This window comes from Leclercia sp. UBA5076 (genome assembly GCF_002416465.1).
Classification (GTDB): Bacteria; Pseudomonadota; Gammaproteobacteria; order Enterobacterales; family Enterobacteriaceae; genus Enterobacter.
In genome coordinates, this window is the sequence record NZ_DIAO01000020.1 from 1 (window position 1) to 14457 (window position 14457).

At 56.8% G+C, this 14457-nt stretch carries 12 protein-coding genes; 4 read left to right on the forward strand and 8 right to left on the reverse strand.

The window, feature by feature from the left end; translation table 11 throughout:
* Nucleotides 1-263 precede the first annotated feature (263 nt).
* Together B3X29_RS19975 and mdtD are read left to right on the forward strand one after the other, a co-directional pair.
* Nucleotides 264-956 carry a FadR/GntR family transcriptional regulator gene (locus B3X29_RS19975; RefSeq protein ID WP_103791332.1) on the forward strand — a complete coding sequence of 231 codons (693 nt, stop codon included), beginning with the start codon at nt 264-266 and terminating at the stop codon, nt 954-956.
* A gap of 20 nt (nt 957-976) precedes the next feature.
* Nucleotides 977-2404 carry a multidrug transporter subunit MdtD gene (mdtD, locus tag B3X29_RS19980; RefSeq protein WP_159340386.1) on the forward strand — a complete coding sequence of 476 codons (1428 nt, stop codon included), beginning with the start codon at nt 977-979 and terminating at the stop codon, nt 2402-2404.
* Here the strand turns inward: mdtD and rbsR are convergent.
* The 7 genes from rbsR to kup all read right to left on the reverse strand — a co-directional run bounded on the left by rbsR (nt 2370) and on the right by kup (nt 10288).
* On the reverse strand, nt 2370-3362 hold the full coding sequence (gene rbsR / locus B3X29_RS19985; protein ID WP_103177593.1) for a ribose operon transcriptional repressor RbsR: 993 nt from the start codon (nt 3360-3362) through the stop codon (nt 2370-2372). The two genes, mdtD and rbsR, sit on opposite strands and share 35 nt — an antisense overlap.
* 3 nt (nt 3363-3365) lie before the next feature.
* Nucleotides 3366-4295, reverse strand: a complete 930-nt coding sequence (rbsK, locus tag B3X29_RS19990) for a ribokinase (protein ID WP_103177594.1) — start codon at nt 4293-4295, stop codon at nt 3366-3368.
* A gap of 107 nt (nt 4296-4402) precedes the next feature.
* Nucleotides 4403-5293 carry a ribose ABC transporter substrate-binding protein RbsB gene (gene rbsB, locus B3X29_RS19995; protein WP_032615470.1) on the reverse strand — a complete coding sequence of 297 codons (891 nt, stop codon included), beginning with the start codon at nt 5291-5293 and terminating at the stop codon, nt 4403-4405.
* 27 nt (nt 5294-5320) lie between these two features.
* Entirely contained in the window at nt 5321-6286 is a 966-nt protein-coding gene (rbsC, locus tag B3X29_RS20000) for a ribose ABC transporter permease (RefSeq protein WP_103177595.1), read from the reverse strand.
* 4 nt (nt 6287-6290) lie between these two features.
* Nucleotides 6291-7796: a ribose ABC transporter ATP-binding protein RbsA gene (gene rbsA, locus B3X29_RS20005; RefSeq protein ID WP_103177596.1), complete on the reverse strand. Its 1506-nt coding sequence runs from the start codon at nt 7794-7796 to the stop codon at nt 6291-6293.
* Nucleotides 7797-7803: 7 nt separating this feature from the next.
* Nucleotides 7804-8223 (reverse strand): D-ribose pyranase, encoded by a 420-nt coding sequence (gene rbsD, locus B3X29_RS20010; protein ID WP_103177597.1) that lies wholly within the window; start codon nt 8221-8223, stop codon nt 7804-7806.
* A gap of 196 nt (nt 8224-8419) precedes the next feature.
* Nucleotides 8420-10288: a low affinity potassium transporter Kup gene (kup, locus tag B3X29_RS20015; protein WP_103177598.1), complete on the reverse strand. Its 1869-nt coding sequence runs from the start codon at nt 10286-10288 to the stop codon at nt 8420-8422.
* Nucleotides 10289-10511: 223 nt separating this feature from the next.
* Between kup and ravA the strand changes: the two genes are divergently transcribed.
* Nucleotides 10512-12008 carry an ATPase RavA gene (gene ravA, locus B3X29_RS20020; RefSeq protein WP_103177599.1) on the forward strand — a complete coding sequence of 499 codons (1497 nt, stop codon included), beginning with the start codon at nt 10512-10514 and terminating at the stop codon, nt 12006-12008.
* The gene (gene viaA / locus B3X29_RS20025; protein WP_103824227.1) at nt 12002-13453 is read left to right on the forward strand and encodes an ATPase RavA stimulator ViaA; all 1452 of its coding nucleotides are present in this window, start codon (nt 12002-12004) and stop codon (nt 13451-13453) included. The genes ravA and viaA overlap by 7 nt, the downstream gene beginning before the upstream one ends.
* Here the strand turns inward: viaA and asnA are convergent, their stop codons facing one another.
* The gene (asnA, locus tag B3X29_RS20030; RefSeq protein ID WP_103177601.1) at nt 13454-14446 is read right to left on the reverse strand and encodes an aspartate--ammonia ligase; all 993 of its coding nucleotides are present in this window, start codon (nt 14444-14446) and stop codon (nt 13454-13456) included.
* Nucleotides 14447-14457 lie beyond the last annotated feature (11 nt).

Below are 14457 nucleotides of genomic sequence, written 5' to 3' on the forward strand. Positions count from 1 at the left end.
TTCGCGCTTTTCTCTGCCGGGCATTCATCGCTGAACCCCGCTGACCCGGCGGCTTGCGTGCCGTTGTTCCGTGTCAGTGGAGGCGCATTATAGGGAGTTCTCCGGCGCTGACAAGCGTAAAATTAAAAAAAACTACCAACCGTGTTTTTTTTCGCCAAAAGCCTCATCTTTTAGCCAGAAACGGTGCTAATTGCTGTTTTCGTCACCACAACCCGCCTGCAGGTGGCATACTTACTGGCATCAAGATTTAAGGAATATGCTTTATGCCTTTAAGCGCGCAACAGCTGGCGGCACAAAAAAACCTTTCCTATGTGCTGGCAGAAAAACTGGCACAGCGGATCCTGGCAGGTGTTTACATGCCTGGCAGCATCCTGCCGGGCGAACTGGAACTGGGGGAACAGTTTGGCGTGAGCCGAACGGCCGTTCGTGAAGCTGTGAAAACGTTAACCGCGAAAGGAATGGTGCTGCCCCGTCCGCGCATCGGTACGCGCGTGATGCCTCAGGGCAACTGGAACTTCCTCGATCAGGAGCTGCTCTCCTGGTGGATGACGGAAGATAACTTCCAGCAGGTTATTGATCACTTCCTTGTTATGCGCAGTAGCCTGGAGCCGCAGGCCTGCTTGCTGGCCGCAACGATCGGAACGGCAGAGCAAAAGGCCCGACTAAACACCCTGATGGATGAGATGGTTCATCTGAAGAAAAACTTTAACCGGGAACGCTGGATAGATGTGGATATGGCCTGGCACGAGCATATCTATGAGATGAGCGGTAATCCGTTCCTGACCTCTTTTGCCTCGCTCTTTCACTCTGTCTATCACACCTACTTTACCTCTATTACCCAGGATGAAGTGGTTAAGCTGGATTTACATCAGGCCATTGTCGATGCCATTCAGGACAGTGACGGGCCACGCGCCATGGCAGCCAGCCAGGCGCTGCTTGCCCCACCAGCACGGTAGCCATAACAACAGGAACTCGAATGACAGTAAAAAAAGCACGCAGTATGGCGGGCCTGCCGTGGATAGCGGCAATGGCCTTCTTTATGCAGGCCCTGGATGCGACCATCCTTAATACTGCCCTTCCCGCAATAGCCCAAAGCCTGAACCGTTCTCCGCTGGCGATGCAGTCAGCCATCATCAGTTATACCCTGACCGTTGCGATGCTGATCCCGGTGAGCGGCTGGCTGGCCGATCGCTTCGGCACCCGCCGTGTCTTTATGCTGGCGGTAACGTTGTTTACGCTGGGCTCGCTGGCTTGCGCACTCTCCAGTTCTCTGGGAGAGCTGGTTGTCTTCCGGGTAATCCAGGGGATAGGCGGCGCGATGATGATGCCGGTTGCGCGCCTGGCCCTGTTACGGGCCTACCCGCGCAGCGAGCTGTTGCCGGTGCTTAACTTTGTCACCATGCCGGGCCTGGTCGGGCCGATCCTCGGACCGGTACTGGGTGGCGTGCTGGTCACCTGGGCCAGCTGGCACTGGATATTCCTCATTAATATTCCGATTGGGATCGCCGGGCTTTTCTATGCCCGCAAATTTATGCCGAACTTCACCACCCCACGGCGTAAATTTGATATGGGCGGGTTTTTCCTGTTTGGCCTGAGCCTGGTGCTGTTTTCAAGCGGTATGGAGCTGTTCGGTGAGAAAGTGGTGGCGACCTGGCTGGCTATCTCCATCATTTTCAGCGGCATCGTTCTCTTCCTTCTTTATATCCGTCACGCGCGCCGTCATCCGACGCCGCTTATTTCGCTGTCGCTGTTTAATACTCGAACTTTCTCGGTGGGTATTGCCGGCAACATTGCCTCACGGTTGGGTACCGGTTGTGTTCCTTTCCTTATGCCGCTGATGCTACAGGTCGGGTTTGGTTACCCGGCACTGATTGCGGGCTGCATGATGGCGCCTACGGCGGTGGGCTCGATCCTCGCCAAATCCGGCGTGACGCAATTGCTGCGCCGGCTGGGCTACCGCAGGACGCTGGTTGGCGTGACAATATTTATCGGTGTGATGATTGCACAGTTCTCACTGCAGTCGGCGGCGTTGCCGGTATGGCTGCTGATCCTGCCGCTGTTTGTGCTGGGGATGGCGATGTCCATCCAGTTCACGTCGATGAACACCATTACCCTTGCCGATCTCAACGACGAGAATGCCAGCGGCGGTAACAGCGTGCTGGCGGTGACACAACAGCTGTCGATCAGTCTGGGGGTGGCGGTAAGTGCGGCAGTACTGCGTTTTTATGAAGGGTTCGACAGCACAAATACTGTCGAACAGTTTCACTTCACCTTTATCACCATGGGCGTGCTGACGGTGATCTCGGCGCTGGTCTTTATGCTGCTAAAACCGAAGGATGGTCGTAATCTTATTAAAGATCGGCACAAACCTAAACAGACCCCCGTTCCATCAGAACAGGAGTAAGCTGCAGCCGCTGTTGTTGCAGAGCGGGCTGGGCGATACGGTGGATCAGGACATCAACCGCCAGCTCGCCCAGTTCATCTTTTGGCTGATGGATGGTGGTGAGCGGCGGCGTCATATACTGCGCCAGTTCGATATCGTCATACCCCACCACGGCGATATCGTCCGGGATACGCAGTCCCGCCTGATAAAGCGCCTTGTAAGCCCCTACCGCCATCGCATCATTACCAATAAAGACCGCCTGCGGGCGCTCCTTCTGGGCCAGTAGAGCCTGCATCGCCTCAAACCCGCCGCTAAATTCAAAGTCACCGGTGATTTGATAGCCCTCAGGCACCGGCAAACCGGCACGCGCCATCGCCACCAGGAACCCTTCCAGCCGCAGGCGGGCGGGGGTTTTATCCAGCGGACCGGTAATACAGGCGATGCGGGTGTGGCCTTTATCAATCAGATGCTGTGTCGCCATGTCCCCGCCCAGCAACGAGTTATCCTGGATGAGATCGCTGGTACCGTCGAACGGCGCCCAGTCCATCATCACCGTGGGAACGGAGGGGTAGCGCTGCATAATCTCGGGGGAGGGTTGGTGCGTTTCGGTGCACAGCAATAGCAATCCGTCGACGCGCTTTTGCATCAGCGTCTCCAGATTGCGGTTCATCCGCTGTTCGTCGCCTTCGGTATTGCATAACACCAGGCTGTAGCCACGCTCAAAACAGCTGCGCTCAACGCCGCGCACCAGTTCAGAATAAAAGGGGTTGGTACTGGCCGTAATGAGCATGCCAATGGTACGCGTCTGGTTGAGTTTCAGACTGCGCGCCAGGGCGGAAGGCGCATAATTGAGGGATTTAACGGCAGCCTCGACCTTCTCCCGAATCGCGTCGCTGACGAAGCGATCGTTATTGATGACGTGGGAGACCGTCGAAGTAGAGACGCCCGCCATGCGGGCGACATCTTTCATTGTGGCCAAGCGTTACCTCTGCTGACTTAAAAATTCATCGATCTCATTACGCCATGGTACAGAAGGCTGTGCACCTGGACGGGTCACCGCAATGGCCGCCGCCGCATGGGCAAAGCGGATTGCGTCATCCAGGTGTTCGCCTTCCAGCAGCGCCGTCACCAGCGCACCATTAAAGGTGTCGCCCGCAGCGATGGTATCGACAGCTTTCACCTTAAAGCCAGGAATGCGACGCCCTTCTCCCTCAACGCTGGCCCATACGCCGCGGCTGCCAAGAGTAATGATGACCGTGTGGATGCCTTTGTCGTGCAGGGCTTTCGCCGCGCGCGCCGCATCCTCATCGTTTTCAACGCGAATGCCCGTCAGCTTTTCGGCCTCGGTTTCATTCGGGGTAATAATGTCCACCAGCGCCAGAAGCTCGTCTGATAATACACGGGCTGGCGCGGGATTTAGTACGACAGTGGTATGATTTTCATGAGCAATTTTCGCTGCCGCCAGCACGCTTTCTACCGGGGATTCCAGCTGCATCAGCAGGGCGTCGGCACTGGCGATAAGCGCATGTTGCGCCGCCACTCGTTCAGGTATCAGCGCCGCGTTTGCCCCCGCATGAATACCGATGACATTCTCACCTTCTCCGTTGACAAAAATCAGCGCCACGCCGGTTGATTCACCGTCCACCACGCTCACTGGCGCAATATCGATATTGTCGCTTTCCAGCTGCTGGCGAACGCGATCCCCGGTATCGTCATCGCCGGTACAGGCGATAAAGGCGATGTTCGCCCCGCTACGTCCGGCAGCGACCGCCTGGTTCGCGCCCTTGCCGCCAAAGGCGACCTGGTAGCGATGACCCGTTACGGTTTCGCCCGGTGTCGGGAAAGCGTCAAGGTTAAGAATGTGATCGGCATTAATACTGCCAAGGACGACGAGCTTACCTGCGGTTTTCATAGTTGAAGTGTCCATCAGAGAGTGCCACCGGGATGCCCCGGTGGCGTATGCCACTCTTTTCTTTATATGTTGTCCCTCAGGCAGCCTGCGACTGCCTGAATCGCATATTACTGCTTGATGACCAGTTTCAGGTCAACAGGGTATTTGGCCTGAACTTTCTCGCCCTTCAGCACTTTGTCAGCAGTCTGCACGCCAGTGGCGCCGATCTGCTCTGGCAGCTGAGCGATGGTCGCAGCCAGTTTGCCATCGTTTACCGCTTTTTCACCATCAGGCGTGCCGTCAAATCCAACCACCATCACATCAGATTTACCCGCAGTCTGCAGTGCACGCAGCGCGCCCAGCGCCATTTCATCGTTCTGTGCGAATACCGCTTTAACGTCCGGGTGCGCGGTCAGCAGGTTCTGCATGACGTTCAGGCCCTTAGTACGGTCGAAGTCTGCCGGCTGGCTGGCCAGTACGTTGAATTTGTGGGCAGCAACCGCCTGCTGGAAGCCTTCGCCACGCTCACGCGCTGCGGAAGTCCCGGCGATACCCTGCAGTTCGATAACCTTGGCGCCCTCGCCTGCTTTTTTGGCGATGTAGTCACCGGCGATTTTGCCGCCCAGCACGTTATCAGAGGCAATGTGGCTGACCACTTCGCCTTTAGATGCCTGACGGTCCAGGGTGATCACCGGGATGTTAGCCTGGTTCGCCATCTTCACAGCGTTACCTACCGCATCGGAATCGGTCGGGTTGATCAGCAGAATTTTGGTGCCGCGAACGGTTAAGTCCTGCACGTTAGCCAGCTCTTTTGCCGGGTTGTTCTGGGAGTCGAGGATCACCAGGTTGTAGCCCAGTTTGTCGGCCTCTTTCTGCGCGCCATCCTTCAGGGAGACGAAGAACGGGTTGTTCAGGGTAGAAACCACCAGCGCGATGGTATCTTTCGCCATGGCGTTTGCACTCACGGTTGCGCTCAGCGCGACAGCAGAAACCAGGGTAGCCAGTTTTTTCATGTTCATATCAAAGATGTCCTGTAGTGTCGTCAGTTACTGTTTTTTGTTGTCTACCAGTACCGCCAGCAAAATCACTACCGCTTTGACGATCATCTGGTAATAGGAAGAAACACCTAACAAATTCAATCCATTATTCAGGAAGCCGAGGATCAGCGCACCGATCAGCGTACCGACGATGCGGCCTTTCCCCCCGGCCAGGCTGGTGCCGCCCAGCACGACCGCGGCGATGGCATCCAGCTCATAGCCCGTACCGGCGGTCGGTTGCGCAGACGAGAGACGCGCCACTTCGATAATCCCCGCCAGCGAAGCCAGCAGGCCGCTCAGGGAGTAGACGATAACTTTGACTTTATTGACGCTGATACCGGACAGACGCGTCGCCGCTTCGTTCCCCCCCAGGGCATAGATATAGCGGCCCAGGCGGGTGTGATGCAACATGTACCACGCCGCGAGGAAGACTAACCCCATGATCCAGACCGGCGTCGGGATACCCAGCGGGCGGCCAATACCGAACCAGCCAAACAGATCGGCGTTGTCGGTAAAGCCGGTGTTAACCGGGCTGCCGTTGGTGTAAACCATGGTCACACCGCGCAGCAACAGCATCATCACCAGGGTAGCAATAAACGCCTGAACACGACCTTTCGCCACAATAACACCGGTAACAGCCCCAATAGCCGCACCCAGCGCCAGCGCCGCTGCAACGGCCACCAGCGCGTTGACTTCAATCCCTACAATTGAAGCAGCAACCGCGCCGGTGAGCGCCAGCAGGGAACCGACGGACAGATCGATACCCGAGGTCAGAATCACCAGCGTCATGCCCACCGCCATAATGGCGTTCACGGACGTCTGCTGGAGAATGTTGAACAGGTTATTAACGGTAAAAAAGTTCGGGCTCATGGTAGAGACAATCGCGATCAGCACCAGCAGGGCAATCAGCGATTTTTGTTCCATCAACCATGCCTTCGTGAAATAACGGCGTCCAGAAACAGCCTGGGTAGTCATCTTCTTACTCCTGATCCACGCGATTAAGCTTGCCCACAGCGGCAGCCATCAGAATTTCCTGGGTGGCCTGCTCGCGACTGAATTCACCGCCGAGATGCCCTTCATGCATGACGATAATGCGATCGCTCATGCCTAATACCTCTGGCATCTCGGAAGAGACCAGAATGATGCTTAGCCCGTCAGCCTTAAACTGGTTAATGAGCTGGTAAATCTCTTTTTTGGCGCCAACGTCCACGCCGCGCGTCGGTTCATCAAGAATCAGCACCTTCGGACGGGTCATCAGACCGCGGGCAATCGCCACTTTCTGCTGATTCCCGCCGGAGAGCAGCCCGATAGCCTGTTCCATCGACGGGGTTTTAACATTAAAGAGGCGGATAAAATCGCTGACTGCCTGCTGCTCGTCTTTATGCTTCAGACCACCGCCGCTGCGGCTGAAGTAGCGTAGCGCGGTTAAGGACATGTTCTCTTTCACCGACATGCCCAGTACCAGGCCATCGCGCTTACGGTCTTCGGAGATATAGACGATACCGTTCGCCAGGCCATCCTGCGGAGAACGGGTGACAACTTCATGACCATCAAGGGTGACATAGCCGCTGGTGCGCGGGTTGGCGCCATACAGCACCTTCATCAGCTCGGTACGCCCGGCGCCCATCAGCCCGGCCACGCCGAGGATCTCCCCCTGACGCAGGGTAAAGCTGACATCATGCACCCCAGGGCCAGACAAATTGTCGACCTTCAGGCGGATCTCGCCCGGCGCTTTATCGATACGTGGATACTGGTCTTCCAGCTTACGTCCCACCATCATCTCAATCAGCGTATCTTCGGTGAGGGTCACCACTTCACGCTCGGCAATAAACTGCCCGTCGCGGAAGACGGTGACGTCATCGCAAATCTCGAAGATCTCTTTCATACGGTGGGAGATATAGACAATGCCGCGCCCCTGCGCTTTCAGCTCGCGGATCACGCGGAACAGGGAGTCGGTTTCGGTATCGGTGAGGGCGTCGGTCGGTTCATCCATCACGATAACCCGGGATTCGAAACTCAGGACCTTGGCGATTTCGACCATCTGCTGATCGCCGATAGAGAGTTCGCCCACCAGACGATCGCTCTTAAAGCGCAGATTCAGCTTCGCCAGCAGTTTGTCGGCTTCGGCATACATCTGTTTCCAGTCGATTTTGCCAAAGCGGTTAACAAACTCACGCCCCAGGAAGATGTTCTCCGCGATGGAGAGCTGCGGGATGAGGTTCAGCTCCTGGTGGATGATGCCTATCCCGGCTTCCTGGGAGGATTTCGGGCCGTTGAAGGTGGTCTCTTTTCCCAGCCACAGCAGCGAACCGGCATCGCGTTGATAGATCCCGGTCAGCACTTTCATCATGGTGGATTTGCCAGCGCCGTTTTCGCCCACCAGCGCCATCACGCGCCCGGCGTAAACATTCAGCGCGGCCCCGGAGAGGGCTTTGACGCCCGGGAACGATTTATCGATCCCTTTCAGTTGCAGTAGTGCGTCCATGATGGCCTCAGAAGGTGACGCCAGCACAGAGAATGATATTCGCATACGGGGAACACTCCCCGCTGCGAATCACCGCCTGGCTGTCAGCGGTATTTTTCTTGAACTGCTCGTGCGTTATGTAACTTATTTTTATGGTGTTTCCCTGGTGTTGTTGCAGTTGCTTGATATGGCCAAGCAACGTTTCGTGGAGCTGCGGATTATGTTGTTTGATTTCCGTTGCGAGAATGGCTTCCTCAACCTGCATCTCGGTTGTCACCACATCCAGCACCTGCATAAACGTGGGCACGCCCTGCGTTAATGCCAGATCAATACGCGTTGTGCTGTGGGGAATGGGTAAACCCGCATCACAAACTACCAGCGTATCGGTATGCCCGAGACGGGAGATGACTGATGAGACTTCAGAGTTGAGTACCGTGCCTTTCTTCATTTTCTTGCTCCACTAGCGAAACGTTTCGCTGACATCAGTTTTATCTTACCGATGCGCAGAAAACCACCATGACGTAACAGATTTGTGATCGTTGTCGAAACGTTTCGCTAAGTGAAATGGGGAGATAAATATGGCGGTCAGGCAGGGGTTTTGTAGGCCGGGTAAGCGAAGCGCCACCCGGCATTTTCAGGAGGGATTAAATCTCGACTTGCGTCCCCAGCTCAATCACGCGGTTAGGCGGGATCTCGAACTGGTCAGGCGCGCGCAGGGCGTTACGCTGGAGAATAAGATAGAGCTTCCCACGCAGGCGCAGATACCACGGGCGTTTGCCGATGATCAGCGACTCGTGGGACATAAAGAACGAGGTCTCCATCATCCGGCAGCTTAAACCCTCCAGACCGCAGCGGTGGAACACCTCTTCCACGTTCGGGGTTTCACGCCAGCCGTAGCTGGCCACCACCCGCCAGAAGGTGGGCGACAGCTGCTCTATCTGCACCCGGCGGACGTTATGCACATAGGGCGCATCCTCGGTACGCAGGGTCAACAGGATCACCCGCTCGTGCAGCACTTTGTTGTGCTTGAGGTTGTGCATCAGGGCAAACGGGATCACGTTCAGCGCGCGCGACATATAGACCGCAGTGCCGGGTACGCGCACCGGCGGAGATTTCTCCAGCGAGGCAATCATCGCCTCCAGAGAATTACCGTGTTCATGCATCCGGCGCAGCAGGCGGAAACGCTCGCTCTTCCAGGTGGTCATCACAATGAACATCACCAGACCCAGCGTCAGCGGCAGCCAGCCGCCGGAGACAATCTTGTCGAGGTTCGCGGAGAACAGCGGCACGTCAATACAGAGGAAGCCGACCAGAATCATCCCCACAAGGAATTTATTCCAGTGCCAATTCCGGTACGCCACCGTGGTAGAGAGGATCGAGGTCAGCACCATCGTACCGGTAACGGCAATACCGTAGGCCGCCGCCAGGTTACTGGAGTGCTCGAAGCTGACGATAACAATTACCACCGCGACATAAAGCAGCCAGTTAACGAAAGGAATGTAGATCTGGCCCGACTCCATCTCGGAGGTATGGATGATACGCATTGGCGACAGATAGCCCAGACGCACCGCCTGGCGGGTCAGGGAGAAGACGCCGGAAATCACCGCCTGAGAAGCAATCACCGTCGCCAACGTCGCGAGGATCAGCATCGGCACCAGCGCCCAGTCCGGCGCCAGCAGGAAGAACGGGTTTTTAATCGCTTCCGGATGTTTGAGCAGCAGCGCCCCCTGGCCGAAGTAGTTCAGCACCAGCGACGGCAGCACCACTAAAAACCAGGCCACGCGAATAGGCAGCTTACCGAAGTGGCCCATATCGGCATAGAGCGCTTCAACACCGGTAATAGAGAGCACCACCGCGCCCAGCGCGATAAACGACACGGTTTTGTATTCGAGGAAGAAATGCACTGCCCACATCGGATTCAGGGCATGCAGCACTTCCGGGTTAGCAATGATGCTGCGTAACCCCAGCGCCGCCAGGATCAGGAACCAGGAGAGCATAATCGGCGCGAAGAGTTTGCCCACCAGCCCGGTACCGTGTTTCTGAATAACAAACAGCAGGGTCAAAACAAGTATGGCCAGCGGGACAACCCACTCATCAAGATGCGGCGCGATAATCTCAAGCCCCTCTATCGCCGACAGCACCGAGATAGCAGGGGTGATCACCACTTCACCATAGAAGAAGCTGCCACCCACCAGGCCAATGATGACCAGGAACGAGGTCATTCTGGCGGACGTATTGCGTCCGGCAAGCGACATCAGGGTCAGGATCCCACCTTCACCGGCGTTATCTGCACGCATCACGAAGGAGAGATATTTAACGGAAACCACCAGGATCAGCAGCCAGAAGATCAGGGACAGAAAACCAAACACAGCGTCGCGTTCAACGCCAAATCCAAACTGACCGGACAAACATTCGCGCAGCGTATAAAGCGGGCTGGTGCCGATATCACCGTAGACAACGCCGATCGCCGCGAGCGTAATTGCGGGTAATGATTGCTTATTATCAGTGCTCATAGACTAGTCTTTTCGTTTAAATAACAAATGTGTGCTTAGTCCCTTGGCCCACAAAAAGCGCACAGTATGCACGATTAATCTTAGAATCGTACCCCTAAATGCCACCTCATTAACGTAGCGCAAAGAAAATAGCACCGTGGTTCAGTCTATTACCAGCCCGGAACGAAACGTCTATACTCGCTTCAATTAGCCGGGGGTACGGCGAAAGGATGCAAAAACAATTATGGCTCACACTCATTTATTAGCAGAAAGAATTTCCCGTCTCAGCGGTGCACTGGAGAAAGGGCTCTATGAACGTAGCCACGCCATTCGCCTCTGTTTACTGGCGGCGTTGAGCGGCGAAAGCGTATTTCTGCTGGGGCCGCCCGGCATCGCAAAAAGCCTGATTGCCCGCAGGCTGAAGTTCGCTTTTCAGCACGCCAGGGCGTTTGAATACCTGATGACCCGCTTTTCCACGCCGGAAGAGGTCTTTGGTCCGCTCTCCATTCAGGCGTTAAAAGATGAAGGGCGGTACGAACGGTTAACCACCGGCTATCTGCCGGAAGCGGAAATTGTCTTTCTCGATGAGATCTGGAAAGCCGGCCCGGCGATCCTGAATACCCTGCTTACCGCCATTAACGAACGCCGGTTTCGCAACGGCGCGCATGAGGAGAAAATTCCGATGCGCCTGCTGGTGGCAGCATCCAACGAACTGCCCGAAGCCGACAGCAGCCTCGAAGCCCTGTATGACCGTATGCTGATCCGCCTGTGGCTCGATAAGGTGCAGGACAAAGCGAACTTCCGCTCGCTGCTGACCAGCCAGCAGGATGAAAACGATAACCCGGTGCCTGCCGCATTGCAGGTGACGGACGAGGAGTATCAGCAGTGGCAGCAGGACATTGGCAAAATCACCCTGCCTGATGCGGTGTTCGACTTGGTCTTTATGCTGCGCCAGCAGCTTGATGCCCTGCCGGGGGCGCCTTACGTCTCCGATCGCCGCTGGAAGAAAGCCATCCGCCTGCTGCAGGCCAGCGCGCTGTTCAGCGGTCGCGATGCGGTGGCGCCAATCGATCTGATCCTGCTGAAGGATTGCCTCTGGCACGACGCCAGCGGCATGAATCTGATGCAGCAGCAGCTGGAAATATTGATGACCGGACACGCGTGGGGACAGCAGGAGATGTTGAACCAGCTCGGGGCCATTACCCAGCGCCGCCTTCAGCTTCAGCAGCAGCAGAGCGACAAAACCGCCCTGCGCGTTATCCGTCAGAGCGGCATGTTCGCCCGTCGCCCACACTATGAATTACCGGCAGAACTGAGTGATACCACCCTGACGCTGCTCCTCCAGCAGCCGCTCAAGCTCCACGATATGCAGGTAATTCACATCACCCTCGAGCGGGAAACGCTGGCGCAGTGGCTGACCAAAGGCGGCGAGATCCGCGGCAAACTCAACGGCATTGGTTTCGCCCAGCCGCTCAACATGGAAGTGGACGGCAGCCTGCATCTGGTGATCCGCGACGTCAGTTTGCAGGGATCGCGTCTTGCGCTGCCCGGAACCGCGTCGGAAAGCGTGCCGGAAGAGATCAAACAGCAGCTGGAAGCGCTGGATAATCAGTGGCACCTCCAGCACACGCGCTTCAGCGAGCAGCAAAAATGTCTGTTCATCCACAGCGACTGGCTGGGGCGGATTGAAGCCAGCCTGCAGGATGTGAGCGCGCAGATCAAACAGGCGCGTCAATGCTGACGCTGGATACCCTCAACGTCATGCTTGCCGTCGGCGAGGAGGGCATGATCGAAGAGATCATCCTCACTCTGCTGGCCTCGCCGCAGCTGGCGATCTTTTTCGAAAAATTCCCGCGCCTTAAAACCGCCATTACCGACGATCTTCCTCGTTGGCGGGAAAATCTCCGTAAAAGGCTGAAAGATACCCGCGTCCCGCCGGAACTCACCGAAGAGGTGATGTGTTATCAGCAGAGCCAGTTACTCTCTACCCCCCAGCTTATCGTCCAGCTGCCGCAGATTTTAACCCTGCTGGACAAGGTTCACTCCCCCTTTGCCGGCCAGGCGCGGCAGCTGGTGGTGGATAACGCCACCTTTACCCCCGCCCTGCATACCCTCTTTTTACAGCGCTGGCGGCTGAGCCTGGTGGTGCAGGCCACCTCCCTGAATCAGCAGTTACTGGAAGAGGAGCGCGAACAGCTGCTCAGCGAAGTACAGGAGCGGATGACCCTGGCCGGGGCGCTGGAGCCGGTACTGGTGGAGAATGAAAATTCCGCCGGTCGCCTCTGGGATATGAGCGCCGGTCAGCTCAAGCGGGGGGATCATCAGCTTATCGTTCGCTACGGCGATTTTCTGGCACAGCAGCCGGAGCTGATGCAACTGGCGGAACAGCTGGGCCGTTCGCGGGAGGCGAAGTCGGTGCCAAAAAAGGATGCCCCGCTGGAAACCTTCCGCACCCTGGTGCGCGAACCGGCGACGGTGCCGGAGCAGGTGGACGGACTGCAGCAGAGCGATGACATTCTGCGCCTGCTGCCGCCAGAGCTGGCGACCCTCGGCATCACAGAACTTGAGTACGAATTTTACCGTCGGCTGGTGGAGAAGCAGCTCCTCACTTACCGTCTGCAAGGCGATGCCTGGCGGGAGAAGGTGAGCCAGCGCCCGGCAGTGCATCAGGATTTCGACGAACAACCCCGCGGGCCGTTTATCGTCTGCGTGGATACGTCCGGTTCGATGGGAGGATTCAACGAGCAGTGCGCCAAAGCCTTCTGTCTGGCTCTGATGCGCGTGGCGCTCGCCGACAGACGACGTTGCTTTATCATGCTGTTTTCCAGCGAGGTGGTGGGCTACGAACTCTCGGGCCAGCACGGTCTGGAGCAGGCGATCCGTTTCTTAAGCCAGCGCTTTCGCGGCGGTACCGATCTCGCCAGCTGTTTTCGCGCCATTATTGAGCGGATGCAGGGCGGCGAGTGGTATGACGCCGACGCGGTGGTGATTTCAGACTTTATTGCCCAGCGGCTGCCGGAAGAGGTGGTGAGTAAGGTGAAGGTACTGCAGCAGGTCCACCAGCATCGTTTTCATGCCGTGGCGATGTCCACACATGGAAAACCCGGCATCATGCGCATCTTCGATCATATCTGGCGCTTTGATACCGGGTTGCGTAGCCGCCTGCTGCGGCGCTGGAAACGCTAATTACAGCAGGGCGTCGACGCTGTCACGAACCTGCTGCGGCCATACGCCACACTGAACCTGGCCGATATGGGAGAGTTGCAGCAGTAACATGGTCAGACGAGACTGGCCGATACCGCCGCCGATGGTCTGCGGCATCTCGCCACGCAGCAGCGCCTGGTGCCACTCCAGCTTAAGGCGATCTTCATCACCGGTAATAGCCAGCTGGCGCTTCAGCGCCTCGGCATCCACGCGGATCCCCATGGAAGAGAGTTCAAACGCATCTTCCAGCACCGGGTTCCAGACCAGAATATCGCCGTTCAGGCCCGCCAGGCCGCTCTCGCCTTCGCTGCTCCAGTCATCATAATCCGGCGCACGTACATCGTGACGCTGACCATGAGACAGCTTGCCGCCGATCCCGATCAGGAATACGGCCCCTAACTCTTTGGCGATCGCACGCTCACGCCCTTTGGCATCCAGATCCGGGAAGCGGCTCAGCAGCTCCTGGCTGTGGACAAAGTGGATCGTCTCCGGCAGGAACGGGGTCAGGCCAAACTCTTTGCTGACCGCCGCCTCGGTGGCTTTGATCCCGGCATAAATGGCTTCTACCGTCGCTTTCAGCGTACCGGTATGACGTTCGCCATCACCCATAACGCGTTCCCAGTCCCACTGGTCAACGTAAACAGAGTGAATCGCGGTAAGACGGTCTTCATCGGGGCGAAGGGCTTTCATGTGCGTGTAAAGCCCTTCGCCCGCGCTGAAGTCGTGTTGTCCCAGGGTTTGACGCTTCCACTTCGCAAGGGAATGGACCACTTCGAACTGGGCGTCTGGCAGTGTTTTCACTTTCACCTGAACCGCTTTTTCGCAACCAGACAGGTTGTCCTGCGTCCCGTCGCCCACGCGGCTTAAGATAGGTGCCTGGACTTCAACCAGGCCCAGCTTCTCTTCCAGCTGGCGGGAAAAGTGGGATTTAACGAAACTGATCTGGCGTTGTTGTGCGATGTAAGCGGTTTTCATTATTTATACTC